Source organism: Streptomyces sp. NPDC005496 (assembly GCF_042872045.1).
GTDB lineage: Bacteria > Actinomycetota > Actinomycetes > Streptomycetales > Streptomycetaceae > Streptomyces.
The window spans coordinates 173,203-198,145 of record NZ_JBIAJQ010000013.1 but is presented as its reverse complement, the minus strand read 5'-3'; the positions used below and the strand labels follow the sequence as shown (position 1 = coordinate 198,145).

The window sequence follows — 24,943 nt, the reverse complement described above, 5'->3', positions numbered from 1 at the left end:
CGCCGTGCGCCAGGGACGCCGTACGCCGGGGACGCCGCGCGTCGGGAACGCCACCCGTTGGGGACGCCACACGGAGGGGACGCCCCCGAGGGCGGCCGCCGGTCGCACGCCGGGGCGGCCCGACCCGTACTCCGCGCCCGTGCGGGACAATCACCCCGTGACCTTGAAGATCCATATCGATGCGGGGGCCGCGCCCTACGAGCAGGTGCGCGCCCAGATCTCCGAGCAGGCCAGGTCGGGCGCGCTGCCGGTCGGCTACCGGCTGCCCACGGTGCGCGGACTCGCCGAGTCCCTCGGCCTCGCGGCCAACACGGTCGCCAAGGCGTACCGGGCCCTGGAGGCGGACGGGGTGATCGAGACCCGCGGGCGCAACGGCACCGTCGTGGCCGCCGCGGGGTCCGCCGCCGAGCGGGAGGCCGCCGCGGCGGCGCAGTCCTACGCCGAGCGCGTCCACCGCCTCGGTCTCCCCGAGGACGCCGCCCTCGCCGCCGTACGGGACGCCCTGCGCGCGTCGTACGCCGAGCGGGCCTAGCGGGAGTCCGAGGCCGGGCGCCGGCGGAGCCGGATTCGTGTCCGCCGGGTTCCCTCGGATCCCGGTCGGGGCAGGCGCGCGAGCCCGCTCGGGCGGTCGCTGGTCGGGTGCGGCTGCCCGCCCGGGTCGCTCGGAGCGGAACCGGGGTCGTCGCCCGGTCGCGCCGGGGTCCGGGCGCCGGAGACCTGTCACCGGCTCGGGACCGGCGGGGCCGGCAACTGCCTGGGCGTCCGCGTGACCGTCAGGCCCGCCGCCGTCGCCGCCCTGGCGAAGACCACCGCGTCCATGACAGCGGCGGCGTGCGGGTCGTTGTTGAAGTACGCGAACACGTCGTCGCCGTCGCTCCAGGTCTCCGCGATCCGCCGTGCCCACGTCATCAGGGACTGCCGTCCGTAGTGCGGCCATTGACGGGTGCGTCCGACGTGGAAGCGCACGTAGCCCCAGTCGGTGGTCCGCCACAGCGGCGTGACCGGCCGGGCCAGCACGTCGGCCCAGCAGAGCGCGGCGCCCCGTGACTCCAGGACCTCGCGCACGGCGGGTGTCCACCAGGAGTCGTGACGCGGTTCGACCGCGACGCGCGTGCCGGCCGGGAACCGGGCGAGGCAGTCGTCCAGGAGGCCGGCGTCACAGCGCAGTGTGGGCGGCAGCTGGAGCAGCACGGGGCCGAGCCGGTCGCCGAGTCCGGCGGCGTGACTCATCAGCCGGTGGACCGGTTCCTCCGGCTCGCGCAGCCGCTTGATGTGGGTGAGGAAACGGCTCGCCTTGACGGCGACGACGAAGTCCTGCGGGGTGCGGTCCCGCCAGTTCTCGAAGGTCTCGCGGGCCGGCAGCCGGTAGAAGGCGTTGTTGATCTCGACGGTGGCGAAGCGGGCCGCGTACGCCTCCAGCCAGAGCCGCGTGGGCAGCCCGGCCGGGTAGAGGACGTCACGCCAGTCCTTGTACTGCCAGCCGGACGTGCCCAGGAACACGGTCATACACCCATGAAAGCACCCGCCGGTACGGCCGACCCATACGCCGCCCGGCCCCGTGAGCCGTCCGGGCGGAGCGGCGGACCCGGGCCGCGGTGAGGGATACCGACCCGCGTCCGCGTCGCAGTCACCGGCCTGCGTCCGCGCCCCGGCGAGGACTGCGGGCCCGCGTAAGCGTCACGGGTCCAGGCCTGCGTCCGCACCCTGGCGAGGGCTGCCGGGCCCGCGTCACGGACGCAGGCCCACGTCCGCAGCCCAGTGAGGTGTACAGGCCCCACGTCCGCGTCGCAGTCACCGGCCTGCGTCCGCGCCCCGGCCAGGCGCACGGCCCCAACCCCGCGTCACAGATACAGGCCCGCGTCCGCGCCCTCCCGCTGGTCCGGTACCGATGTCGGTGACGCCCCCCGGCGCAGTGCGTACAGCTCGGCCAGTGTCGAGCCCTCGCGTCCGACGCCCTCCTCGGTGCCCAGCCAGCCCACGGCCTCCCGGCGGGTCAGCGGGCCGACCTCGATACGGGCGAGGCAGCGGCCGGGGCGGACGACGGCGGGGTGCAGGCGCTCCAGGTCCTCGTTCGTGGTGACGCCCACCAGCACGTTGCGGCCCTGGCCGAGCAGGCCGTCGGTCAGATTGAGCAGCCGCGAGAGGGCCTGGCCCGCGGTGTGCTTGGCCTCGCCGCGGATCAGTTCGTCGCAGTCCTCCAGCAGGAGCAGTCGCCAGCGGCCCTTGCCGGTGCCGTCCTCCTCGCCGATCGCGATGTCCATCAGATAGCCGACGTCGCTGAACAGGCGCTCCGGGTCCAGGACGCAGTCGACCTGGCACCAGTCGCGCCAGGAACGCGCCAGCGTGCGCAGCGCGGACGTCTTCCCCGTGCCGGGCGGGCCGTGGAGCAGCAGCAGGCGCCCCGCGATGTCCTCCGGTGTCGTCTTCATCAGCTGGTCCATCGCGTCCGCCACCGGCGCGGTGTAGTTCGGCCGCACCTCCTCCCACGTGCCCGCGGAGATCTGGCGGGTGGTGCGGTGCGGGCCCCGCCTCGGGGACACGTACCAGAAGCCCATGGTCACGTTCTCCGGCTGCGGCTCGGGCTCGTCGGCGGCGCCGTCCGTGGCCTGGCCGAGGATCTTCTCGGCCAGCTCGGGGCTGGTGGCGGTGACGGTGACGTCGGCGCCGCGGTTCCAGCGGGACACCAGCAGGGTCCAGCCGTCGCCCTCGGCGAGGGTCGCGCTGCGGTCGTCGTCGCGGGCGGAGCGCAGCACCCGGGACCCCGGCGGGAGCAGGGTCGCCCCGGAGCGGACGCGGTCGATGTTCACCGCGTGCGAGTGGGGCTGCTCGCCCGTAGCGAAGCGGCCGAGGAACAGCGCGTCGACGACGTCCGACGGCGAGTCGCTGTCGTCGACGTTGAGCCGGATCGGCAGAGCGTCGTATGGGTTCGCGGACATGCCGCCATGATCCGTCACGCGGACCCGCCGTGCACCCGGTTTCCGCAGTGCGCCCCGTGTGTCGGCTCTGCCCGCTCCTTCCGGTGTGTCCCCTCCGTCCTGCCAGGCTGTGCGCCGAGGAGTCCTGTCCCCCCGCCGATCCCCGCCGTTGCGTCCGGCGCGCCGGAACCCGGCGTGGGGCCGGGGGTTCACCCGCACCCCTTTCGGTGCCGACGAGGGCGACGGGCGGCCGCTCGCCCTCCCCCCCCGGCGATCCCGATCAGCCGACCGCTCCGGCGGCCGGTCCATGGTGAGCGTGAACTCGGGTGACAGGAGCGGGGGTTCGCCGGACCGAGGAGCACCGAGTGCGCCTTCGGCCGCGGAGCGGTTCAGGCCGCCCGGCCGCGGCGGCCCCCGGCTCGCCGTGGTGGTGCATGCTGACGGTCACTCAGGAGGCCCTGTCCCGCTCCCAGGACACGCCCGCGCTCCCCGCTGTCTTCAAACATGCGTTCTCCCGGACCCCGTCACCCCCGTCACCCGCCCGGCCCAAGGGCGCCGGGCTGCGAGGTGTCCGCGCAGGCGCCCTTGATTGCCCGTCAGATGAACGACCGGTGCCGGTTCCCGCAAGGGCCGAAAAGCATTGGCATGAACACTTCCTGTCAACACGCGTAGCTGCTACCAAAGTTATGGCAGAGATCCTGCTAAACGGAGGTTCCATGAGACGTTCCCGAATTACGGCATACGTGACCTCACTCCTCCTCGCCGTCGGTCTCGCCCTCACCGGGGCAGCGACGGCGCAGGCGTCCCAGACCGCTGCGGCCACCGGGTATGTGGCCCTCGGCGACTCCTACTCCTCCGGCGTCGGCGCGGGCAGTTACATCAGCTCCAGCGGCGACTGCAAGCGCAGCACGAAGGCCTACCCCTACCTCTGGGCGGCCTCCCACTCACCCTCGTCCTTCGACTTCACGGCCTGTTCCGGCGCCCGTACGGGTGATGTTCTGGCCAACCAGCTGAGCCCCCTCAACGCCGGCACGGGGCTCGTCTCGATCAGTATCGGCGGCAACGACGCGGGATTCTCCGACGTCATGACGACCTGTGTGCTCCAGTCCGAGAGCTCCTGCCTGTCGCGGATCGCCACGGCCCGCGCCTACGTCGACTCCACGCTCCCCGGCAAACTCGACAGCGTCTACTCGGCGATCACCTCCAGGGCCCCGTCGGCCCACGTGGTCGTCCTCGGCTACCCCCGCTTCTACCAGCTGAGCGGCAGCTGCATCGCCGGCCTCTCCGAGACGGAGCGGTCCGCGATCAACGGTGCCGCCGACTACCTGGACAGCGCGATCGCCAAGCGTGCCGCCGCCCACGGCTTCACGTTCGGCGATGTCAGGACCACCTTCACCGGCCATGAGATCTGCTCCGGCAGCGCCTGGCTGCACAGCGTCAACTGGCTGAACATCGGCGAGTCGTACCACCCGACCGCGGCCGGCCACTCCGGTGGCTACCTGCCGGTCTTCACCGCCGGGGCCTGACCCCCGGCGTCCGGCCCGGCCGCGCCGCCCGGCGCCGTCCTAGGGAGAAGCGGAAGTGGAGGCCCCGCCCGTCGGGGTCTCCGTTTCGCACGTCACCGAGAACGGCACCCAGCCGGACGTCGTGCGCACGGGGTCGCGGACCTCCACCCTGATCCCGTTCTCGTACGTGCCCCCGGCCTCGTACGTCGTCACCACCACCGACCTCTGCCGGGTCTTCCCGCCGTCCGCGGGGAACGACAGCGTCTTCCAGCCGGGATCGGACACCTCGCCCTTGCGCGTCACCCACCGGTAGTCGACCTCCACCGGCACGACGCCCACCGTGAACGTCGCGGTGAACGTGGGCGCCTGCCCCACGGGCGGCGGGCAGGACCCGGAGTAGTCGGTGTGCGCGCCGGTGACGGTCACCTTCACCGACTGGGTGGGCGGCGTGGTCGTGTGCTCGCTGCTCGGCGTGCCACCGGAGGAGTCGGTCCTGCCCGTGCCGCCCTCACCCTCGCCGTCGCCGCTGCCGCCGTCGTCCTCCCCGCTCTGCCCGCTCGAGCCGCCGGAACCCCCGGCGTCGCTGCTCGCCCCGGCCGAGCCGCCGCCCCCGCCTCCGTCGTCGCGCTGGGTCAGCGCGTACAGCAGACCGGCCAGGGCCAGCGCCAGCGCGGCCAGTCCGGCGATCACGGCGTAGGCGGCCCGGCGGCTTCGGTCGGGCCGCCTCGTACCGGTCGTGGACGCCGTCGGGGTACCGGCCGTATAGGCGGGCACCGGCCGGGGTGGCGTGGTCGGCGTCTCGTGCGGCAGGGTCGCGACGGTCGGCGCGTAGGGCGCCGGTGACGAGCCGGTCCGCGGCGTGCCGCCCGCGCCGACCAGCCGCAGCTCCTGTTCGGCGCGCTCGGCGGGCATACGGTCCGCCGGGTCCTTGCGCAGCAGTTGCTCGATCACGGGGGCCAGCGGACCCGCGCGGCGCGGCGGCGGCAGCTCCTCGTCCACGACGGCTCGCAGGGTGCTCAGCGGAGTGTCGTGGCGGAAGGGCGAGTTGCCCTCCACCGCCGCGTACAGCAGCACCCCGAGGGACCACAGATCGGACTCGGGCCCGGGGGTGCGGCCCAACGCCCGCTCGGGGGCGAGGAATTCGGGCGATCCGATGACCTCGCCCGTCATGGTCAGCGCGGAACTGCCCTCGACCGTGGCGATACCGAAGTCGGTGAGGACGACCCGGCCGTCGTTCGACAGCAGCACGTTCCCCGGTTTCACGTCGCGGTGCAGGACCCCGGCCGCGTGGGCGGCACGCAGCGCGGACAGCACCTCGGCGCCGATGAACGCGGCCCGCCGCGGCGGGATCGGGCCCTCGGCGTCCAGGAGGTCCGAGAGGGCCAGACCCCGGATCAGCTCCATGACGATCCAAGGGCGGCCGTCCTGCGTCGCCACGTCGTAGACCGTCACCACGTTGCGGTTCGCGACCCGCGCCGCGGCCCAGGCCTCCCGCTCCAGGCGGGCGTACATCCGCTCGACGTCGCTCGACGGGATCCCGGCCGGGGCGCGCACCTCCTTGACGGCGACCTCGCGGTGCAGCACCTCGTCGCGGGCCCGCCAGACGGTGCCCATCCCGCCCTCGCCCAGGGGGGACAGCAGTCGGTAGCGACCCGCGATCACCCGTTCACCGCCGGACACCTCGGACACGGGCGTCCCCCCTTCGCATCCGCGCGATCTCCTCCCAAAAGTAGCTCAGCCGAGTGCGGATGCCGCCCCCTTGAACACCAATCCGGCACCGAGGGCCACGACGACGCACGCCGAACCGAAGGGTGCCGCCCTGCGCATCAGGGCCGCCACCGGCCCGCCCGTCCACCGCGGGCGCCGTGCCAGCATCCGGGCCACCCCGCCGCCGAGCCTGACCACGGCGAAGCCCGCGGCGGTCAGCGTGAGGGCGAGCCCGGCGCCGTAGGCCAGGACGAGCAGGAAGCCGAACCAGGCCTGGCCCAGCGCCGCCGCGCCCACGAGCACGACGACGGCAGAAGGACTGGGCACCAGCCCGCCGGCGAAGCCGAGGAGGATCGTGCCGCGCAGGGTGGGGGCCGTGGGGTGGGTGTGGGTGAAGCCGCCGTGGGTGTGCTCGTGGCCGTGAGCGTGCCCGTGCCCGTGTTCAGGGGAGTCGTCGTGCGCGTGGTGGTGCCCGTGGGCGTGGCCCTCCGAGTGCGCGTGATGCGGGGAGTCGTGGGGCCCGTGGTCGTGTGCGGGTACGCGGTTGCGCCAGGCGCGGCGTACGAGGGAGGCGCCCGCGAGGGTCACCAGCACGCCGCTGGTGACGCCGAGCCAGGCGATCACGGACGGCGCCGCGGCCGAGCCCGCGGTGATCAGGAGCCCCAGGGCCACCACGCCCAGGGTGTGGGTGACCGTCACCGACGCCGCGAGCGGCAGCACGTCACGCAGGGTGGCCCGTCCGCGCGCGGCGGCGGTCGCGGCCATCAGCGTCTTGCCGTGCCCGGGCGCCAGCGCGTGCAGCGCGCCGAGGGCGAGCGCGACGACCAGGGCGAGCGCGGCGAAGCCGAGGGTGAGGTCGTGCCGGGCCACCAGCCCGTCCAAGGCTCGCGTCCAGCGGTCGGCCCCGCGCGGCAGCACGGAGGCGGCGGGCGCGTCCCGCTCCTCGCCCCCGGCGAGCGCCGGGCCGCCCGGACGGACCCGCAGGGACGCGGACGCGGTGTCCGCGGGCGAGGACAGCAGCCGCTTCGGGTACTCGGTCAGCCGCCGGGACACGGACCGCGTGGGCACGTCGGACCGGGTGAGCGTCGTGCGGTCGCCGCGCGCGGTGACCTCGCGCCAGCCGGGCCCGGAGTCGACGGCGGCGCGGAAGCGCACCGCGACCGCCCGCCCGGGAAGGGGCGCCGTCAGCCGGCACTCCACGCGCACGGTGTCGAGCCCCGCCTGCCCGGGCCGCACCCGTGCCTCGCTCGCCCCGACGGTGAGCGGGACCGCGCGTCCGCCGACGGTGACGCGGCTGCCCCGGGCCGCCGTAGCGCACCGCTGCCGGGCCCAGGTCGTCCTGCCCAGCCGCTCGATGTCCGGCCCGGCCTGGGTCGCGGGGATCTCAGCCAGGTCCTCGACGTGGTCGATCCGCAGCAGGCCGGGGGCGGTGACGAGACCGTCGTAGCGGTTGACGGTGAAGTTGCCCAGCGGGTGCGCGCTCGCGCTCGCGCCGCCCGCGAGCACCAGCGCGGAGGCGGCGGCCAGGACGGCCGCGCCGGAGGCGAACGCGCGGCGCAGGGCCGTACGGGAGCTCACCGGGCCTCCCCGAGAGCCTTCAGGTCCGCACGGGCCGCGCGGGCGCCCGACGGCGAGAAGCCGGGGTTGAGCTCCAGGGCCCGGGACAGCGCGGACCTGGCCTGTCCGGGGTGGCCGGTCGCACGCTCGATCGTGCCGCGGTGCTGGAGGAAGGCGGCGTTGCGGTAGCCGGTGGCGGTGGCCCGGCGGGCGTACGGAAGCGCCTCCTCGTCACGGCCGTTGACGTGCAGGGCCCAGGCGAGGGCGTCCGCGGTGTGCACGGTGCGGCGGCGGGACCACTCGGCGCGGGCGGCGGTGAGGGCGGCGGCGCGGTCGCCGTGGTCGGCGGCGGCGAGGGCGGTGTCCAGGTCGGCGTTGACGCCGTTGGCGCGGGCCAGCGCGGTCCAGGCGTCGACGAGGGCGTACTGGTCGCGGGCCCGGCGCGCGTCGCCCTTCCCGCCGCGCGCCTCGTACAACTCGCCCAGCAGGGTGAGAGCTTGGGGCAGCGGGGAGCGGGAGACGACGTCCTCCATGCCGCGGATCGCCTTCGCGTTCTCGCCCGTGGCCGCCTGGGTGCGGGCCCGGCCCTCCAGCGCGGGCAGGTACGCCTCGTCGGCGGCCAGCGCCCGGTCGTAGTAGGTCAGCGCCGGGCCGTACTCGCCCTGGTTCCAGGCGAGTTGGCCAAGCGCCGTGGCCACGTACGCCACGTCGCCGCGGGACGTCGCCGTGCCCAGGGCCTGTTCGAGGACCCGGCGGGCGGTCTTCACGTCGCCGCGCAGCTCGTGCACGTACGCGTACCGCGTGAACACCGGTACGCCCGGACGCCGGGAGTCGGCCAGGTCGGCGGCCTCGGACGCCTCGTCGTAGCGGCCGAGTTCGACCAGCGCGTCGATCCGGGAGGACAGCGCGCGCTCGCTGTACGGGTTCTCGGCGAGCGCCCGGTCGGCCCACTTCAGGGCTTCCGGGAACCGGTGCCGGGCGGCGGCGAGGGCGGCGTGGCCCGCGAGCGCCGGGTCGTTGTCGGGGCGCAGCCGCAGGGAGCGGTCCAGCGCGCGCTCGGCCTGCGGGTAGCGGGAGGGGTCGCCCTTCGTGCGGGCCTGCTCCACGTAGGCGAGTCCCAGGGTCGCCCAGGACCCGAAGTCCCTTGGCTGCGACCGGAGATGGGCCTGGAGGGAGCGGATGCCCGCGTCGAGGTCCGCGCTCGCGAGCAGCTGGGGCGAGACCCCGGTGCCGGGTACGGCCGCCACGGGCGCCGTACGGTCGTCGCGGGCGCCCAGGACCACGCCGCCCGCGGTGAGGGCCACGGCCAGGGCGACGACGCAGCCGGTGAGCTGCGCCGCCCGCCACCGCCGTCCCGCCGCGGCCACCCGCCGCACGGCCACCACCCGGCCGTCGGCCACCCCGGCGGCCCCCGAGGGGACGCCCGCCGGCACGGCCCGCACACCGCCGTCGCCGTCGGCAGGGGCCGTGTCGCCGGCCGCGGTACCGGTATCCGCAGCGTGCGAGTCGCCGTCACCGGCGTCGGTGCCGGTGCCGGTACCGGCACCGGCACCGACGCCGGTAGCGGTACAAGCGTCGGTCGCGGTACCAGTCTCGGTACCGGCATCAGCGTCAGTACCGGCACCGGCCTCGGCACCGGCACCTGTACTGGCCTCGGTACCGGTACCAGCGTCAGTACCGGCATCAGCGTTGGTACCGGTATCGGCCTCGGTACCGGCACCGCTACTGGCCTCGGTACCGGTATCAGTCTCGGTACCGACACCGGTACTGGCCTCAGTACCGGCATCAGCCTCGGTACCGGTCTCGGTACCCGTACCCGTACCCGTCGCCTCGCCGGCCCCCGGGGTCGGGCCCGCCGGGGCACCGGTGGTGCCGCCGCTCGCGGGGAGGCCGTCGTCGCCGACGTCCGTCGGCGCGCTCTCGTTCGTACCCGGGGACATGCCCTCTCCTAGGAGTCCGTGGCCGTGACGGTCGTCGTGGGGGATGGGAGGGCGCGGCCCGCGCCGTGGGGGATGGGCTCACGCGGGCCGCGCCGGTCGGTGTGCCGGGTCAGTAGGCCCGGTTGTGCATGCGCCGGCGCCACCACATCAGCCCGGTGCCGATGAGCAGGAAGCCGGCCGCACCGGCCGCCGCCGACCCCGCGATCAGCACGGTGTCGGTGCCGCCGTCCGCGCCCGCCGGGACCAGCCCGCCGCCGAGCTGGTTGCGCACGCTGTTGCCGCTCTTGGCGGTCGCCCCGCGTGAGCCCGACGTCGGCTTGGCCAGGTACGGGAAGGAGTGCCCGAACTTCTTGTCGTTCTTGTCGACCGCGTCGCCCAGATCGTTCTTGGAGCCGACCAGCTCGCCCTCGACGACCTGGAGCGAGGCGTCGATCACGTCGTCGGTGAGCCGGCGCCCGTTCGGGAAGCCCGCGTTGTCGCCGTCGAGCACACCGAGCCGCTTGGGGTGCTCGGCCGGCTTGATCGACGTGTTGAGCCGCAGCTCCTCCGCGGGCCGGACGTGCGGGGGCTGGTTGAGGCCCTCGACGCCCTTCAGGAACACGTCGACCAGGTCGTTCCTCGGCTCGGCCGGCGCCTTGATCTTGTAGATCGCCTCGATGAGCTTGGGCAGTTCGGGGTTGGTGACGTTCTTCAGGAAGTCGGCGTCGTTCCAGGGCGCGGACGCGTTGAACCGGTCCTTGTCCTTCTGCGGGTTGACGACCTCGTTCACCAGCGGCATGCCGAGCCGGGAGACCTGGGTCCAGTGCCCGCGGGCGTCCCTGCGCTGCGTGGTGGACCAGATGCCGACGATCGGCTGCTCGGCCGACTCCTGGATCATCTCCGTCGGCACCTGGAGGGCGATGGAGTTGACGTTGTAGCCCTTGAGCGTGTCCCGGCCCACCTCGGACAGGTCGCCGCCGTAGAGCAGGTCGAAGACGCGCAGGTCCAGGAAGAACGGGTCGTCCGCCTGACCGGCGAACGTGGTGGAACCGCCCGCGAGCTTGTAGACCGCCTGGTCGCGCAGCTTGCCGTAGTCCGGCATGGACGCCTTGCCGACGTTCGACGGCGCCACCGGTATGTCGTCGGCGACCTTGGTGCGGGAGACCAGCTTCTGGTCGTGCAGCCGCAGCAGGTCGATGTCGTACGTCTGCGTGATGTTCAGGTCGGGGTCGTCGAGACTGGTGACCGGACCCGTGTTGTAGAGGAAGGTGTCGCCGTTCTTGCGGTGCGTCTTGAAGGTGTAGCGGTAGACCAGTTCGCCCTGCGCGTCACCGTCGCTGTCGATGTGCAGGTCGTACTGGGCGTCCTCGGCGAAGGTGAAGAAGTTGGGTCCGCCGGCCGGTTCCTCGAAGGGGATCCAGTTCGCCACGATCGTCGTCGTATCGGGCTTGTCCGGGCTCACGAACGCGTACACGTCCGTGTTGTCGTACTGCGGCTGCCCCGAGATCAGGGGGGCCTCCCGGTGGCTGGAGGCGGCGGCCGCCCCCGGTTCCAGCACGCTCACACCGGCGGCTGTGAGCCCCCCGGCTGCCAGCGCGCCACAGACGAGGGTCGCGAAACTCCTGCGTCCCACGCCACTCCTGGAGATAGGTGTCATGCCGTCCGTCCTCAAGTCCAACTTGCCTGACGCACGCCATTCGGAGCGGTCGCCGGGGTGGATTGGTCGAATCCCAAACGTTCTTACGTGGGCTTTCGCCGCACGACTCAGCGGGCCGCCCACGCATCGCGCAGGTTTCGTCGCCCGGGGACCCGCGTTTTCACCGCGGCGATCCGTAACCCATCCGGAGGCGCGCGCGCCGCGAACACATGGGTGAAGTCACGGGCCGTACGCGGCCGGAGAGGGGGAGGGGTGGAGGCGGACGAACTTCTGGTGCTCGTGGCCGGAGGTGATCAGAAGGCTTTCGAGGAGCTGTACGGACTGGTGTCCGGGCCGGTGTTCGGTCTGGTGCGCCGGGTGGTGCGGGACCCGGCCCAGACCGAGGAGGTCGCGCAGGAGGTGCTGCTCGAACTCTGGCGCTCCGCCGCACGGTTCGACCGCCGCCGGGGCAGTGCCCTGTCGTGGATCCTCACGCTCGCGCACCGCCGCGCGGTCGACCGGGTGCGCAGCGCCCGGGCCGCCACCGAGCGCGAGCAGCGCGAGGGACGGCGCGCGCACGCGCCCGCCTTCGACCAGGTCGCCGAGGAGGTCGAGGCCGGACTCGAACGGGAGTGGGTGCGCCGCTGTCTCGACCGGCTCACCGCCCTGCAGCGCCAGTCCGTGACCCTCGCCTACTACGACGGCTACACCTACCGTGAGGTCGCCGAACGGCTCTCCCTGCCGCTCGGCACCGTCAAGACCCGTATGCGCGACGGACTGACCCGGCTGCGCGACTGCCTGGGAGGTGCCGCGTGAGCGTCCCGATACCCGCCGGCGACGCCCCGGCCCGTCCGGGAGGCGTCGCATGAGCCTCCTCGACCGGCTGTTCCGCCGCGACCTGCACTCACTCGCCGCGCCCTACGCGCTGGACGCCCTCGAACCCGACGAACGGCGCCGCTTCGAACGCCATCTGCGGCACTGCGACCGCTGCTCCGCCGAGGTGCGTGCGCTGACCGAGGACGCCGTCCGCCTCGCCTGGTCGACGGCGGCCCCGGCGCCGCCCGCGCTGCGGGACCGGGTCCTCACGGCCGTACGCACGACCCCGCAGGAGCCGCCCGGCGGGCACGCGGACCCCGGCCCGCAGCGCGCGCGTGCGGCCCGCCGCCCCACTCGGGCGCGGACCCCCGGTTTCCGCCCGCTGCTCGCCCCGTTCGCCACCGCCACGGCCGCCGCCGCGCTCGTCGTCGCCTCCCTCTTCGCGGTCCAGGCGACGCGGACCCAGGACGAACTGGACCAGGAACGCGCCCAGGCACGTGAGATCGCGCACGTTCTCGCCGCTCCGGACGCCCGTGCGACGGGTGACCGGGACGGACGGGGACGCGGCATCGGCGTGGTCGCCTCCGCCGCGCAACGGCGCGCGGTCGTCACCGTGAGCGGTCTCGGCACGCCGTCCGGGGGGCGCGTGCATCAACTGTGGCTCATGCGCCCCGGCGTGCAACCACGCTCCCTCGGCCTGCTGCAAGGCGACACGCCCTTGGTGGCGAGCGGTCTGAACACGGCGGCCTCCTCACTCGCTGTGACCGTCGAACCCGACGGGGGCTCACCGCAGCCCACAACCACGCCAGTTGTCCAACTCGCCCTGGAATCTGTCGGATTCGGAGAGTAATCGTCAACGCCCTTACGGGGTAGGTGAATCCTGTGCCCGCGATACACGAGTGCCATGAGGGAGCGATAGGGTTAGCCTGCCCGGGCCGGGTGCCCTCGTATGGGTGGGGAGTGACATGGAACAGATAACAGTGCGCAGCAGGGCTCGAGTCCCTGCGATCACGTGTGGGAGCAGCGCGACCAGCTCGCGCCTCGACCGCCATCTGGCGGTGCTGGGTGGCCCTGCCATCCCGCAGCGCGAGACGCTCGAGGCGACGTCGCTGATGCGTGAACTCACCGCGCGTGACACCGCGCACGACCGCAGTGGTCTGGGTGCACGGGTGAGGCGGGTCTCGCTCTTCGCCCCGCTGCGGCGGCTCAGCCGTTCCCTGTTCGGCGGTCGCTGAGCAGCGCGGGTCAGGCAGTTCCCGACCCGCGCTCAGGCGGTCACACCGTCCCGGCGCAGTGCTGCGATCTCATCGTCCGTCATCCCCACGGCACGCAGCAGCGCCTCGGTGTGCTCCCCGAGCGCGGGTACGGCTCCCATCCGTGCGTCGTCCCCGCCCGGCAGATCGATCGGCGGCAGCAGCGCCCGCAACGGCCCCACCGGTGACTCCACTTCCCGCCACCGGTCCCTGGCCGCCAGCTGCGGATGCTCCGCCAGCTCCCGTACGTCCCTGAGGCGTGCGCACGCGATGCCCGCCTCCTCCAGCCGGGCCACCGCCGCGTCGGCCGTCAGCGCGGCCAGCGCCGTGCCGACCAGCGCGTCGGTCCCCTCCCGGTGCGCGACCCGCGCCGCGTTCGTCGCGTACGCCGGATCGGTCCCCAACTCAGGCTTCCCCAGGACCTGTTCCGCCAGCCTGCGCCACTCCCGGTCGTTCTGCACCGACAGCAGCACCCGCCCCCCGTCCGCCGTCGGATAGGCGTCGTAGGGGGCGATGACGGCGTGCGCCAGACCGCTGCGCGCCGGGGGCGTGCCGCCGTGCATCGCGTGGTGCAGCGGGTGTCCCATCCACTCCGCGAGCGCCTCCAGCATCGACACCTGGACCGGACCGCCGCGTCCCGTCGTGCCGCGCCGCACCAGCGCCGCCAGCACCCCGGAGAAGGCGTACATGGCCGCCGCGATGTCGGCGGCCGGGATCCCCGCCTTCACGGGCTGCTCCGGCGTCCCCGTCACCGACACGAGGCCCGCCTCGCACTGCACGAGCATGTCGTAGGCGCGCTTGTCCGCGTACGGACCCGACGACCCGTACCCCGAGATGTCCACGGCGACCAGCCGCGGGTGCGCCGCGCACAGGGTGGCGGCGTCCAGGCCGAGCCGGGCCGCCGCTCCCTGGGCGAGGTTCTGCACGAAGACGTCCGCGTCCGCGACCAGCCGCCGCACCACGTCGAGACCCCGTGGGTCCTTCAGGTCGAGGGCGATGGACTCCTTGCCCCGGTTGCACCACACGAAGTGCGAGGCGAGACCGGCCGCCGCGGTGTCGTAACCACGGGCGAAGTCCCCGCCGTCGATCCGCTCGACCTTGATCACCCGGGCGCCGAGATCGGCCAGCTGACGGGTCGCGAAGGGGGCCGAGACGGCCTGCTCGACGGCGACGACGGTGATGCCTTCCAGAGGCAGGGGAAGTGGCTGCATGCCGCGGATCATGTCCCGGCCGCGACGCCTTTGTCATGCGCGGTGTGGCCGGAGCCGTACGTGGCCGCCTACCGCGGCTCGCCGCCGCCTTCATCCGGGGAACGCCGGCACACCCGCTAGATCAACGCGAACTGCCCGTCGGGGCCCTCCTCGTGGTGGTCCAGGACCGACGCGGGTCTGCGGGCCGCGTCCGGCACGGGGAGCACGCCCGCCCCGCGCAGCTCGCTCCGGGTGACCGGCGACCGAACGGTCAACTCGGCCAGCTGCGGCCGCAGTTCCGCGAGCAGCGCCAGGACCGTGACGAGCTCCAGCACCTCGGACGTCCAGGCCTGCGGCCAGGCGGTGGGCCGGATCGCCTCCAGGGTGCCCGGCTCGGGCGGTTCGGTCCTGACGGTGAACCACCGCTCCAGCACCCGCACACCGCCCGCCTCGAAGTCCCAGGCCTCGGGCGGGACGGGGGAGATCCGGCCCTCGTCCACGTGCAGGACCTCCTCGTCGCGGTCGTAGCGCAGGTCGAGGGCGGGAGCAGGTGCGCCCGAGCGGACCCGGGCGCGGGGCAGCCCGGGAAGGGGGGCGCGCACGTAGGGACGACGGCCGCCGGGGAGCCGGGGGCGCTCGCCGTCGCGGCGCATCAGCCACAGCATCCGGCGCCCCAGCTCCACGCCCCGCTCCCACACATCGGCGTCACCGGTGAGCGGCACCGCGCAGCCGTCCCGGCCGGGACGGGCCACCGCCACCGACCAGGCGAGGACGTCGAGGGCGCCGGGGGAGTGACCGAGGCGGGAGGCGAGGTGGTCCAGCAGGCCCGGCGCCAGGTTCGGTTCGAGACCGCCGGGGCGGCGGAACAGCGGGCGGACGCGCCCGCCGCGTCCGGCGCCCACCGGCAGCACGGAGGACACCAGCAGCGCCGGACCCGACGGCTCGGGCACGAGCGGCTGCTCGACCGCGAACATCTGCCGTTCGTCGGCCACCCGCCACAGCTCCGGACGCGCCGCGTCGATCAGCCGGTGGTCCGGTATCAGCCACTGCTCGTCGAAGGGACCGCTGAGCACCCGTACGGGCTCGGGGCAGGGCCCCGACTCCCGTGCCAGCCGGCCCGTCCCGCTGGACTGCCCCGGCAGCTGGGCCACCGCCGAGTGCAGGGTGCGCGAGCGGGTGGGCCCGAACAACGCCTCGCGGTCCGGCCCTTGCGCCTTCAGCAGGGCGTTCCACCGGGCCTTCAGGGACGCGGGGTCGGGCGCCGTCGGCCACCCCCGGCCCGGCCGCACGGGTGCGACCGACCACGGCATGAGGTCCGCGAGCAGCGGAGCGTCGTCGTGCGTCACGCACCGCATCGTACGACGTGGGTCCACAGCGCCGTCCGGGCACGGAGGACGGGGCCGGTCAGTGGGCGTCCAGGGTCACGGTGAAGGAGAAGCGGTCGCCCCGGTAGTGGATGCGGGCCACGTCCAAGGCGCGCCCGTCCTCACCGTGGACGACGCCCGTGTAGTGCAGGATCGGGCTCAGCAGCGGCACGCGCAGCAGCCGTGCCGTCTCCGGGTCCGCGAGCCGGGCCTCGACGGTGTCGGTGATCCGGCTGATGCGCACGCCCACCACGTCGCGCAGCACCTTCGTCATCGGCCAGCGGACCAGGTCCTCGGGGTCGATGAGGGCCGCCAGCTCCGGACGGACGTAGTTGCGGGCGTGGTTGGTCGGCTCGTCCGTCTTCTCGTCGCTGCGCAGCCGGTGGTACGCCGTCACCTCGGCCAGATCCGGGAAGTGCTCGGCGAGTTCGGCCGGCACGGCCTCCGTGCCGTGGGCCAGCAGCTCCGTCCGCATCCCCGACTGCTGGGCCACGATCGCGTCCACCGAGCCGAGCAGCCGCACGGGAGCGCCCCGCTGCGCGCTCGGCTCGATGAACGTGCCCCGCCTGCGGTGCCGGGTGATGAGCCCCTCGGTCTCCAGCTCCTTGAGCGCCTGGCGCATGGTCAGCACGCTCACCCCGTAGTGCACCGCGAGCTGCTCCTCGGTGGGCAGCCGGAGCGGGTCCTGCGCGGAGCGCCCCAGTATCGAGGCGCGCAGGGACTGCGACACCTGATACCAGAGCGGCAGTTTGCGGTTCAGGACGATCGAGTCCGGGGCGAAGGAGGTCACGAGGGTATCCGTACCGGTCGCGGGCGTTCAGTGCAACGGGCGGTGACGGTCAGTCCGCCGGGCGGAAGTGACGTTCGAGGCCCTGCCACACGTCGTCGTAGCCGTGTTGCAGGTGTTCCGCGCGGGCCGCCTGTGCCGTCGCGGTCACCGGCCAGCGCGTCTCGAACATGAAGGCGAGACCGTCGTCGATCTTCTGCGGGCGCAGCTCGGCGGCGCCGGCCCGGTCGAAGGTCTCCCGGTCCGGGCCGTGCGCCGACATCATGTTGTGCAGCGAACCGCCGCCCGGCACGAAGCCCTCGGCCTTCGCGTCGTAGGCGCCCTCCACGAGCCCCATGTACTCGCTCATCACGTTCCGGTGGAAGTACGGCGGCCGGAACGTGTCCTCGCCCACCAGCCAGCGGGGCGCGAAGACCACGAAGTCCACGTTGGCCAGGCCCGCCGTGTCGGTCGGCGAGGTCAGCACCGTGAAGATCGAGGGGTCCGGGTGGTCGTAGCTGATGGTGCCGATCACATTGAAACGACGCAGGTCGTAGACGTACGGCACATGGGTGCCGTGCCAGGCGACCACGTCCAGCGGGGAGTGGGTGTACGTCGCCGTCCAGAGGTTGCCGCAGAACTTGTTGACCACCTCCACCGGCCCCTCCACGTCCTCGTACGCGGCGACGGGGGCGAGGAAGTCCCGGGCGTTCGCCAGGCCGTTGGCGCCGATCGGGCCGAGGTCGGGCAGCTGGAAGGGCGCCCCATAGTTCTCGCACACATAACCGCGCGCGGAACCGTCCAGCAGCTCCACACGGAAGCGGACACCACGAGGGATCAGCGCGACATGGCCGGGCTCCACATGCAGCAGCCCGAACTCGGTGCGCAGCAGGAGTCCGCCGTGCTCCGGGACGATCAAAAGCTCGCCGTCGGCGTCGCTGAACACCCGCTCCATCGAGGCGTCGGCGTGGTAGAGGTGCACGGCCATGCCGGTGCGCTGGGCCGCGTCGCCGTTGCCGCCGAGGGTCCACAGGCCGGCGAGGAAGTCGGTGCCCGCGGCGGGCGCCGGCAGGGGGTTCCAGCGCAGCCGGTTGGGATCGGGGACGGTCTCCGTGAAGGGGGCGGAGCGGATCGTGCCGTTGTCCGTGCGGGTGAACGCGGGGTGCGCGGCCGAGGGCCGGATCCGGTACAGCCACGAGCGCCGGTTGTGCGCCCGCGGCTCGGTGAAGGCCGTACCGCTCAGCTGCTCCGCGTAGAGCCCGAGCGGTGCCCGCTGGGGTGAGTTGCGGCCGTGCGGCAGCGCGCCCGGCACCGCCTCCGAGCTGTGCTCGTTGCCGAATCCGGAGAGATACGCCAGCCCCTCGGCGGTCTTCCGTGCTTCCCCACGCTCGAACCCGCCCTCTCGGGCGGTGCCCCCATCGCTCATGATCGCTCCCTCGTTCCCGATTCCTATGGATCACCGTAGGATTCACTGTTTCCCCGCGCAAGAGGCGACGGGCGCCCGGCGCGGGGGACGCACTCCGCAGCCGCGCCCGGTCCGGGCGGGCGCCGGGCGTCCGGAGGGAGTACGTCCTGGGACCTGCGGACGACTCGAGAACCCGACTTCAGGGGGATCCGGCGGACGGAGCGCGTGTTCTAACCTCCCGGCATGTCGTGGACGCGTGGACTGCTCGCCGCGCTCGCGGTCTGCGCGCTGCTCGGCGGATCCGCGAGCTGCGGCACCGACGACGCGCACGGGCGTGAAGGTGAGGTCTCGGCCTCACCCGTGGGCAAGGTGCTGGACGACACCGACGAGAAGGGACGGCACTACCGTGAGATCGGCGAGGGCGGCGCGCCGCGGGTCGGCATCGAGGTGCAGCCGGCCCCCGACGAGGGCTGGGACGTCCGGCTGACCTTACGGAACTTCCGGTTCTCGCCCGGCGACGCGCGCCCGGTCGCGCTGCCCGGACGCGGCAGCGCGGTGCTCCTCCTGGACGGGCGCACCCTCACCCGGCTCCGCGCCTTCACCTACCACCTCTCCGGCGACCTGATCCCCCGGGGCACCCACCACCTCACGGCCCGCCTGTACGCGGACGACCGCACGGTGTGGGCGGTCGACGGCAGGCCCGTGCAGTGCACGGCGGACATCACCGCGTCGGGCGCGCGCTGAGGCCGGCCGGCGAGGCCGGGCCCGCCCGGCCGGAGGGTGCCGAAAGCGGACGGCCGGACCGGTTGCGAGCCCCCGGCGGTGAGTGGCAGGGGCACCGATCCGCGTACAGACGGGCAAGGTTCACCGGACCCCGGCGGAAAGGCATCATGAACACCGTGCCCCAAGCGACCCCGCTGCGCCGTGCGCCCGTCCAGCGGCGCAGTGCCGAACGACTGACCAGGATCCTCGACGCCTGCGCCGAGCTGCTCGACGAGGTCGGCTACGACGGCCTCAGCACCCGGGCGGTGGCCCAGCGCGCGGGCGTCCCGATCGGCTCCGTCTACCGCTTCTTCGGCAACAAGCGGGCCATGGCCGACGCGCTGGCCCAGCGCAACCTCGACCGCTACGTCGAGCGCGTGACGGCGCGTCTCCAGGAGGCGGGCGCGGCCCGTGCCCCAGGCGAGGGCGCGGGCGACTCCGGGGCCCCGGCCGGGGGCGGCTGGCGCGCGGCCATGGACGCCGTGCTCGACGAGTTCCTCGCCATGAAGCGCACCGCGCCGGGGTTCACGCTGGTCGACTTCGGCAACCAGATCCCGGTGGGCTCCGGGTGCGCGGAGCCCAACACCCGCGTCGCCGACCGCCTCACCGACCTGCTCTCGGCGTTCCTCGTACGCGAACCCGACGAGGACCTGCGCCGGGCGTTCCTGGTCGCCGTGGAGACCGCCGACACACTCGTCCACCTCGCCTTCCGCCTCGACCCGGCCGGCGACGAGCGGATCGTCGAGGAGATCCGGGCCCTCCTGCGCGCCTACCTGTCCCGCGTACTGGACTGACACCGGCCGCCCTGTGCGTCGGTGAACCTCCCGGCGGGGCGCCCCGGTCCGTTCCTCCGCGGTCGCGGTCGCGGTCGCGTGCGCCCGGGTCGGCCCCGTCGCCGTCCCGCGGATTTCCGACCTGACCCCCGACAGCCCCTCCCGGAGATGCATACCGGTCGGTATGCTCGGCGCAGCCCGTGCGTCACCGCTGCCGCCGCAACCCGGGAGGACCCCGTGTCCCGCACCACCGGAACCACCTCAGACTCGCGCACCGCCCTGCGGATCTGCCCGCTCTGCGAGGCGACCTGCGGGCTGACGCTCACCATCGAGGGCACCCGGGTGACCGGCGCGCGCGGTGACCGCGAGGACGTCTTCAGTCAGGGGTTCATCTGCCCGAAGGGCGCCTCGTTCGGCGCGGTCGACGCGGACCCCGACCGGCTGCGTACGCCGCTGGTGCGCCGGGACGGCGAGCTGCGGGAGGCCACCTGGGAGGAGGCCTTCGACGCCGTGGCCGCCGGACTGCGCCCCGTGGTCGAACGGCACGGCCCGCACGCCGTCGGCGTCGTCCTCGGCAACCCGAACGTGCACACCATGGCCGGGGCCCTCTACCCGCCCGTCCTGCTCTCCGCGCTGGGCACCCACAGCCTCTTCACCGCGTCCACCGTCGACCAGATGCCCAAGCACGTGTCGAGCGGCCTCCTGTACGGCGACGCCCTGGCCATCCCCGTACCGGACCTGGACCGCACCGACCATCTGCTGCTCATCGGCGCCAATCCCCTGGAGTCCAACGGGAGTCTGTGCACCGCCCCCGACTTCCCCGGCAAGCTCAAGGCGCTGCGGGCGCGCGGCGGCACCCTCACCGTCATCGACCCCCGGCGCACGCGCACCGCCCGGCTCGCCGACCGGCACGTGGCGATCCGGCCCGGAACCGACGCCCTGCTGCTCGCCGCCGTGGCCCACGTCCTCTTCGAGGAGAAGCTCGTCGACCTGGGCGACCTGGCCGACCGGGTCGAGGGAACCGACGAACTCGGCTCCGCCCTCCGGGACTTCACGCCCGAAGCGGCGAGCGAGGCCTGCGACGTACCGGCCGACACCATCAGGGCGCTCGCCCGGGAACTCGCCGCCGCGCCCACCGCCGCCGTCTACGGCCGCATCGGCAGCTGCACCGTCCCGCACGGCACCCTCGCGAGCTGGCTCGTCGACGTCCTGAACATCCTCACCGGCAACCTCGACCGGCCCGGCGGGGCCCTCTTCCCCCAGGCGGCCACCGACCGCGCGCCCCGGCCCGCCGGACCCGGCCGCGGGTTCGCCCTCGGACGCTGGCACAGCCGGGTGAGCCGTCACCCCGAGGCCAAGGGCGAGCTGCCGCTGTCCGCCCTGGCCGAGGAGATCGACACCGCCACGGACGAGGGCACCCCGGTCCGCGCCGTCATCGCCGTCGCCACCAACCCCGTACTCTCCGCCCCGGACGGCGACCGCCTCGACAAGGCCCTCGGCACGCTCGACTTCATGGTCAGCGTCGACCCGTACCTGAACGAGACCTCGCGCCACGCGCACGTCGTCCTGCCGCCGCCCCCGCCCTCGCAGAGCGCGCACCACGACTTCGCCTTCAACGCGTTCGCCGTGCACAACCAGGTGCGCTACACCCGCGCGGCCGTCCCGCTGGAGCCGGGCCGCATGGCCGAGACCGAGATCCTCGCCCGGCTCGTCCTCGCCGCGACCGGCATGCACGGCGCCGACCCGTCCGCCGTCGACACGATGGTCGTCGACGGCACCCTCGCCAAGGCCGTCGACGACCCGAACTCGCCCGTGCACGGCCGCGATCCGGGCGAACTCGCCGCCGTGCTGACGGGGCTGACCGGTCCCGAGCGGAGGCTGGACATGATGCTGCGCCTCGGCCCGTACGGCGACGGCTTCGGCGCCCGGCCCGACGGCCTGAACCTGGAGAAGCTGCTCGCCCACCCGCACGGCATCGACCTCGGCCCGCTGCGCCCGCGCCTGCCGCAGGTGCTGAAGACCCGCAGCGGCCGCGTCGAACTGCTGCCGGGCCCCATCGCCGGCGACCTGCCGAGGTTGCGGGACGCGCTGCGCGAGCGCCCGGACGGACTGGTGCTCGTCGGCCGCCGTCATCTGCGGTCCAACAACAGCTGGATGCACAACGTCCCCGCGCTCACCGGCGGTTCCAACCGCTGCTCGCTGCACGTCCACCCCGAGGACGCGGCACGTCTGGGGATCGCGGACGGAGCGCCCGTACGCGTCAAGGGCGCCGGGGGAGAGGTCACCGCCCCCGCGGAGATCACCGACGGGGTCCGGCGCGGTGTGGTCAGCCTGCCGCACGGCTGGGGACACGACCGGCCGGGCACCCGCCTCGGCCACGCCGCGCTGGACCCGGGCGTCAACGTCAACCAGCTGATCGACGGCAGCCTGCTCGACCCGCTGTCGGGGACCGCCGTCCTCAACGGCATCGCGGTCGAGCTGACGCCCGTGACCTGAGCAAAGCTGTGACCTGGAGTTTTGCGCTTATTGCTCGCGCGTCAACATCTTGTTAACGCTCGCGGAACCGACCTAACGTCGCTCGCACCGCCGCCTCTGGCGGGAGTTCAAGGGCGAACGTTAGGTGTCCATCCATGCTGACCATCCTCGGCTTCGCCATGATCGCGACCTTCCTGGTCCTGATCATGCTGAAGAAGATGTCGCCGATCGCGGCGCTCGTGCTGATCCCGGCACTCTTCTGTGTCTTCGTCGGAAAGGGCGCCAAGCTCGGTGACTACGTCATCGACGGCGTCACGAGCCTCGCCCCCACGGCGGCGATGCTGATGTTCGCGATCGTCTACTTCGGGGTGATGATCGACGTCGGGCTCTTCGACCCGATCGTGCGGGGTATCCTGCGCTTCTGCAAGGCCGATCCGCTGCGGATCGTGGTCGGGACGGCCGTGCTCGCCGCGATCGTCTCGCTCGACGGCGACGGCTCGACCACCTTCATGATCACGGTCTCGGCGATGTACCCGCTGTACAAGCGCCTGAAGATGAGCCTGGTCGTGATGACGGGTGTCGCCGCGATGGCCAACGGCGTGATGAACACCCTGCCCTGGGGCGGCCCGACCGCCCGCGCCGCCACCGCCCTGAAGGTCGACGCCGCCGACATCTTCGTGCCGATGATCCCGGCCCTCGCCGTCGGACTGCTCGGCGTCTTCGTCCTCGCCTACGTCCTCGGCCGCCGGGAGCGCACCCGGCTCGGTGTGCTCAGCCTGGACGAGGTGCTCGTCGAGGAGAAGGAGCCGAACTCGCAGACCGTGCTGGTCGGTTCGGGCGGCCCCGCCGACGCGACCCGCCCGGCCGGGACGAGCGGCGGCGCCGGGACGGGCACGGACGCCGACGGGCCCGCGCGTCCCGAGAACCCGAACTCCGTGACCGACGACGAGGACGACAAGGGACTCCAGGTCCTCGACCCGACCCGGACCACCCTGCGCCCCCGTCTCTACTGGTTCAACGCGCTGCTCACGGTCGTCCTGCTCACCGCCATGATCATGGAGTGGCTGCCGATACCGGTGCTGTTCCTGCTCGGCGCCGCGCTCGCCCTGACCGTCAACTTCCCCAGGATGCCGGAGCAGAAGGCCCGTCTCGGCGCCCACGCCGAGAACGTCCTGAACGTCGCCGGCATGGTCTTCGCCGCCGCCGTCTTCACCGGCGTCCTCCAGGGCACCGGCATGGTCGACCACATGGCCGAGTGGCTCGTCGGCAACATCCCCGACGGCATGGGTCCGCACATGGCCTTCGTCACCGGTCTCCTGAGCATCCCGCTCACGTACTTCATGTCCAACGACGGCTTCTACTTCGGCATCCTCCCCGTCCTCGCCGAGGCGGGCCAGGCCCACGGCGTCTCGTCCCTGGAGATCGCCCGCGCCTCGATCGTCGGCCAGCCGCTGCACATGTCGAGCCCGCTCGTGCCCGCCGTGTACGTCCTCGTGGGCATGGCCAAGGTCGAGTTCGGCGACCACACCCGCTTCGTGGTCAAGTGGGCGGCGCTCACCTCGCTGGTGGTGCTCGCGGCCGGAATCCTCTTCGGCATCATCTGATGCCCGGCGCCTCCGGTCAGGTGCGGCCCGGCAGGAGTTGGCTGCTGCGCCTCGTCATCGCCTTCGGGTTCGCGCAGGGGGCGGTGTCGATGGCGCGGCCCGCCGTCTCCTACCGGGCGCTCGCCCTGGGCGCCGACGAGCGGGCCGTCGGTGTCATCGCGGGCGTGTACGCGCTGCTCCCGCTCTTCGCCGCGGTGCCGCTCGGCCGCCGCACCGACCACGGCCGCTGCGCGCCCCTGCTGCCCCTCGGGGTGGTCCTGATCGCCGGCGGCTGCGCCCTGAGCGGTACGGCGAACTCGGCGACGGCGATGGCGGCTTGGAGCGGCGTGATGGGACTGGGCCATCTCTGCTTCGTCATCGGCGCCCAGTCGATCGTCGCCCGCCAGTCCGCGCCGCACGAACAGGACCGCAACTTCGGCCACTTCACCATCGGCGCGTCCCTGGGCCAGCTGGTCGGGCCGATCGCCGCGGGCGCCCTGATCGGCGGCCACGACAGGGCCGGCAGCAGCGCGCTGGCCCTGCTGGCCGCCGGGGCCATCGCGGCCGTCTCCTGCGCCTCGCTCTGGCGCATCGAGCACCGTACGACGCCCAAGTCCCGTACCGGACAGGGGGATCGCGTCCCGGTCCGGCGCATCCTGGGCGCCCGGGGCGTGCCCGCCGGCATCTTCATCAGCCTCGCCGTGCTGTCGGCGACGGACATCCTCACCGCGTACCTGCCGGTCGTCGGCGAGCACCGGGGCATCGCGCCGTCGGTGATCGGTCTGCTGCTGAGCCTGCGCGCAGCGGCGACCATCGCCTGCCGCCTGGTCATGACGCCGATGCTGCGCCTGCTCGGCAGGACCGCGCTGCTCACCGCGACCTGCCTGCTCGCCGGTGTGCTGTGCGCGGGCATCGCCCTGCCGGTGCCGGTGTGGACCCTCGCCGTGATGCTCGCGGTGCTCGGCTTCTGCCTCGGCGTCGGGCAGCCCCTGTCGATGACGACCGTCGTCCAGGCCGCCCCCGACGGAGCCCGCTCCACCGCCCTCGCCCTGCGGCTGACCGGCAACCGGCTCGGCCAGGTCGCCGCGCCCGCCGCCGCGGGCCTGGTCGCCGGCCTCGCGGGGGTCGCCGCGCCGTTCGTGATGCTCGGCGCGCTGCTGCTGCTGTCGTCGGGGATCGCGCTACGGGCGCCGGGCAGGCCCGCGCCGCCTCCGGACCCGGACGGCGCGCCACGGCGGGTCCGGGCGCGATTGGGCCGGGCGAGGGATATCTGACGCGCCGTCCGGCGCTGCTCACGTGTCCGGTGGTGCGGATGTG

The 24,943-nt window shown here is 73.6% G+C and carries 20 protein-coding genes; 10 read left to right on the top strand and 10 right to left on the bottom strand.

Going from position 1 to position 24,943, the window contains the following annotated elements:
* Positions 1 to 157: 157 nt before the first annotated feature.
* The gene (locus ACFYQQ_RS33680) at positions 158 to 532 is read left to right on the top strand and encodes a GntR family transcriptional regulator (RefSeq protein ID WP_356174362.1); all 375 of its coding nucleotides are present in this window, start codon (positions 158 to 160) and stop codon (positions 530 to 532) included.
* A gap of 188 nt (positions 533 to 720) precedes the next feature.
* On the opposite strand, the gene ACFYQQ_RS33675 is transcribed toward ACFYQQ_RS33680, so the two are convergent.
* Both ACFYQQ_RS33675 and ACFYQQ_RS33670 read right to left on the bottom strand, forming a co-directional pair.
* Positions 721 to 1,506, bottom strand: coding sequence for a DUF72 domain-containing protein (locus ACFYQQ_RS33675; protein ID WP_356174365.1), 786 nt, complete (start codon positions 1,504 to 1,506; stop codon positions 721 to 723).
* A gap of 335 nt (positions 1,507 to 1,841) precedes the next feature.
* A complete protein-coding gene (locus ACFYQQ_RS33670) occupies positions 1,842 to 2,936 on the bottom strand; it encodes a DUF5925 domain-containing protein (protein WP_356243374.1) in 1,095 nt (364 codons plus the stop codon).
* Between the two features lie 695 nt (positions 2,937 to 3,631).
* On the opposite strand from ACFYQQ_RS33670, the gene ACFYQQ_RS33665 reads away from it, so the two are divergent.
* Positions 3,632 to 4,441 (top strand): SGNH/GDSL hydrolase family protein, encoded by an 810-nt coding sequence (locus ACFYQQ_RS33665; RefSeq protein ID WP_355792471.1) that lies wholly within the window; start codon positions 3,632 to 3,634, stop codon positions 4,439 to 4,441.
* Between the two features lie 39 nt (positions 4,442 to 4,480).
* Here ACFYQQ_RS33665 and ACFYQQ_RS33660 read toward each other — a convergent pair whose 3' ends face one another.
* The 4 genes from ACFYQQ_RS33660 to ACFYQQ_RS33645 form a co-directional block, all read right to left on the bottom strand.
* Complete coding sequence (locus tag ACFYQQ_RS33660; RefSeq protein ID WP_355792474.1) at positions 4,481 to 6,109, bottom strand: serine/threonine-protein kinase; 1,629 nt, start codon at positions 6,107 to 6,109, stop codon at positions 4,481 to 4,483.
* A 45-nt stretch (positions 6,110 to 6,154) separates the two neighbouring features.
* The gene (locus ACFYQQ_RS33655; RefSeq protein WP_388906401.1) at positions 6,155 to 7,705 is read right to left on the bottom strand and encodes a nickel transporter; all 1,551 of its coding nucleotides are present in this window, start codon (positions 7,703 to 7,705) and stop codon (positions 6,155 to 6,157) included.
* Positions 7,702 to 9,624 (bottom strand): tetratricopeptide repeat protein, encoded by a 1,923-nt coding sequence (locus tag ACFYQQ_RS33650; protein WP_388906398.1) that lies wholly within the window; start codon positions 9,622 to 9,624, stop codon positions 7,702 to 7,704. Before ACFYQQ_RS33650 ends, ACFYQQ_RS33655 begins: the two co-directional genes overlap by 4 nt.
* A 109-nt stretch (positions 9,625 to 9,733) precedes the next feature.
* Positions 9,734 to 11,260: a DUF4331 domain-containing protein gene (locus tag ACFYQQ_RS33645; RefSeq protein WP_355794138.1), complete on the bottom strand. Its 1,527-nt coding sequence runs from the start codon at positions 11,258 to 11,260 to the stop codon at positions 9,734 to 9,736.
* 252 nt (positions 11,261 to 11,512) lie between these two features.
* Between ACFYQQ_RS33645 and ACFYQQ_RS33640 the strand changes: the two genes are divergently transcribed.
* The 3 genes from ACFYQQ_RS33640 (at position 11,513) to ACFYQQ_RS33630 (ending at position 13,290) form a co-directional block, all read left to right on the top strand.
* A complete protein-coding gene (locus ACFYQQ_RS33640; protein ID WP_356174380.1) occupies positions 11,513 to 12,055 on the top strand; it encodes a sigma-70 family RNA polymerase sigma factor in 543 nt (180 codons plus the stop codon).
* A gap of 49 nt (positions 12,056 to 12,104) precedes the next feature.
* A complete protein-coding gene (locus ACFYQQ_RS33635; RefSeq protein WP_356174383.1) occupies positions 12,105 to 12,905 on the top strand; it encodes an anti-sigma factor in 801 nt (266 codons plus the stop codon).
* 115 nt (positions 12,906 to 13,020) lie between these two features.
* Complete coding sequence (locus ACFYQQ_RS33630) at positions 13,021 to 13,290, top strand: hypothetical protein (protein WP_355793693.1); 270 nt, start codon at positions 13,021 to 13,023, stop codon at positions 13,288 to 13,290.
* A 32-nt stretch (positions 13,291 to 13,322) separates the two neighbouring features.
* On the opposite strand, the gene ACFYQQ_RS33625 is transcribed toward ACFYQQ_RS33630, so the two are convergent.
* The 4 genes from ACFYQQ_RS33625 to hmgA form a co-directional block, all read right to left on the bottom strand.
* A complete protein-coding gene (locus ACFYQQ_RS33625) occupies positions 13,323 to 14,531 on the bottom strand; it encodes a CaiB/BaiF CoA-transferase family protein (RefSeq protein ID WP_355793691.1) in 1,209 nt (402 codons plus the stop codon).
* Between the two features lie 104 nt (positions 14,532 to 14,635).
* Positions 14,636 to 15,853 carry a type ISP restriction/modification enzyme gene (locus tag ACFYQQ_RS33620; RefSeq protein WP_356174443.1) on the bottom strand — a complete coding sequence of 406 codons (1,218 nt, stop codon included), beginning with the start codon at positions 15,851 to 15,853 and terminating at the stop codon, positions 14,636 to 14,638.
* A 49-nt stretch (positions 15,854 to 15,902) separates the two neighbouring features.
* Positions 15,903 to 16,652, bottom strand: coding sequence for a GntR family transcriptional regulator (locus tag ACFYQQ_RS33615; RefSeq protein WP_355791542.1), 750 nt, complete (start codon positions 16,650 to 16,652; stop codon positions 15,903 to 15,905).
* A 49-nt stretch (positions 16,653 to 16,701) separates the two neighbouring features.
* A complete protein-coding gene (gene hmgA, locus ACFYQQ_RS33610) occupies positions 16,702 to 18,054 on the bottom strand; it encodes a homogentisate 1,2-dioxygenase (RefSeq protein WP_355791539.1) in 1,353 nt (450 codons plus the stop codon).
* A gap of 222 nt (positions 18,055 to 18,276) precedes the next feature.
* Here hmgA and ACFYQQ_RS33605 point away from each other — a divergent pair, with 222 nt between their 5' ends.
* The 5 genes from ACFYQQ_RS33605 (at position 18,277) to ACFYQQ_RS33585 (ending at position 24,900) form a co-directional block, all read left to right on the top strand.
* Positions 18,277 to 18,777: a hypothetical protein gene (locus ACFYQQ_RS33605; RefSeq protein ID WP_355791536.1), complete on the top strand. Its 501-nt coding sequence runs from the start codon at positions 18,277 to 18,279 to the stop codon at positions 18,775 to 18,777.
* 146 nt (positions 18,778 to 18,923) lie between these two features.
* On the top strand, positions 18,924 to 19,589 hold the full coding sequence (locus tag ACFYQQ_RS33600; protein ID WP_388906390.1) for a TetR family transcriptional regulator: 666 nt from the start codon (positions 18,924 to 18,926) through the stop codon (positions 19,587 to 19,589).
* A 147-nt stretch (positions 19,590 to 19,736) separates the two neighbouring features.
* The gene (locus tag ACFYQQ_RS33595; protein WP_388906387.1) at positions 19,737 to 22,064 is read left to right on the top strand and encodes a molybdopterin oxidoreductase family protein; all 2,328 of its coding nucleotides are present in this window, start codon (positions 19,737 to 19,739) and stop codon (positions 22,062 to 22,064) included.
* A gap of 134 nt (positions 22,065 to 22,198) precedes the next feature.
* Complete coding sequence (locus ACFYQQ_RS33590; RefSeq protein ID WP_355790514.1) at positions 22,199 to 23,647, top strand: citrate:proton symporter; 1,449 nt, start codon at positions 22,199 to 22,201, stop codon at positions 23,645 to 23,647.
* Complete coding sequence (locus ACFYQQ_RS33585) at positions 23,647 to 24,900, top strand: MFS transporter (protein WP_388906384.1); 1,254 nt, start codon at positions 23,647 to 23,649, stop codon at positions 24,898 to 24,900. Before ACFYQQ_RS33590 ends, ACFYQQ_RS33585 begins: the two co-directional genes overlap by 1 nt.
* Positions 24,901 to 24,943 lie beyond the last annotated feature (43 nt).

What these genes read in the sequence shown, in the direction of transcription:
- ACFYQQ_RS33675 (WP_356174365.1), bottom strand. Translation starts at nt 1,506, where the DNA reads ATGACCGTGTTCCTGGGCACGTCCGGCTGGCAGTACAAGGACTGGCGT.
- ACFYQQ_RS33670 (WP_356243374.1), bottom strand. Translation starts at nt 2,936, where the DNA reads ATGTCCGCGAACCCATACGACGCTCTGCCGATCCGGCTCAACGTCGAC.
- ACFYQQ_RS33665 (WP_355792471.1), top strand. Translation starts at nt 3,632, where the DNA reads ATGAGACGTTCCCGAATTACGGCATACGTGACCTCACTCCTCCTCGCC.
- ACFYQQ_RS33650 (WP_388906398.1), bottom strand. Translation starts at nt 9,624, where the DNA reads ATGTCCCCGGGTACGAACGAGAGCGCGCCGACGGACGTCGGCGACGAC.
- ACFYQQ_RS33645 (WP_355794138.1), bottom strand. Translation starts at nt 11,260, where the DNA reads ATGACACCTATCTCCAGGAGTGGCGTGGGACGCAGGAGTTTCGCGACC.
- ACFYQQ_RS33635 (WP_356174383.1), top strand. Translation starts at nt 12,105, where the DNA reads ATGAGCCTCCTCGACCGGCTGTTCCGCCGCGACCTGCACTCACTCGCC.
- ACFYQQ_RS33630 (WP_355793693.1), top strand. Translation starts at nt 13,021, where the DNA reads ATGGAACAGATAACAGTGCGCAGCAGGGCTCGAGTCCCTGCGATCACG.
- ACFYQQ_RS33625 (WP_355793691.1), bottom strand. Translation starts at nt 14,531, where the DNA reads ATGATCCGCGGCATGCAGCCACTTCCCCTGCCTCTGGAAGGCATCACC.
- ACFYQQ_RS33620 (WP_356174443.1), bottom strand. Translation starts at nt 15,853, where the DNA reads ATGCGGTGCGTGACGCACGACGACGCTCCGCTGCTCGCGGACCTCATG.
- hmgA (WP_355791539.1), bottom strand. Translation starts at nt 18,054, where the DNA reads ATGAGCGATGGGGGCACCGCCCGAGAGGGCGGGTTCGAGCGTGGGGAA.
- ACFYQQ_RS33605 (WP_355791536.1), top strand. Translation starts at nt 18,277, where the DNA reads ATGTCGTGGACGCGTGGACTGCTCGCCGCGCTCGCGGTCTGCGCGCTG.
- ACFYQQ_RS33600 (WP_388906390.1), top strand. Translation starts at nt 18,924, where the DNA reads ATGAACACCGTGCCCCAAGCGACCCCGCTGCGCCGTGCGCCCGTCCAG.
- ACFYQQ_RS33595 (WP_388906387.1), top strand. Translation starts at nt 19,737, where the DNA reads ATGCATACCGGTCGGTATGCTCGGCGCAGCCCGTGCGTCACCGCTGCC.
- ACFYQQ_RS33590 (WP_355790514.1), top strand. Translation starts at nt 22,199, where the DNA reads ATGCTGACCATCCTCGGCTTCGCCATGATCGCGACCTTCCTGGTCCTG.
- ACFYQQ_RS33585 (WP_388906384.1), top strand. Translation starts at nt 23,647, where the DNA reads ATGCCCGGCGCCTCCGGTCAGGTGCGGCCCGGCAGGAGTTGGCTGCTG.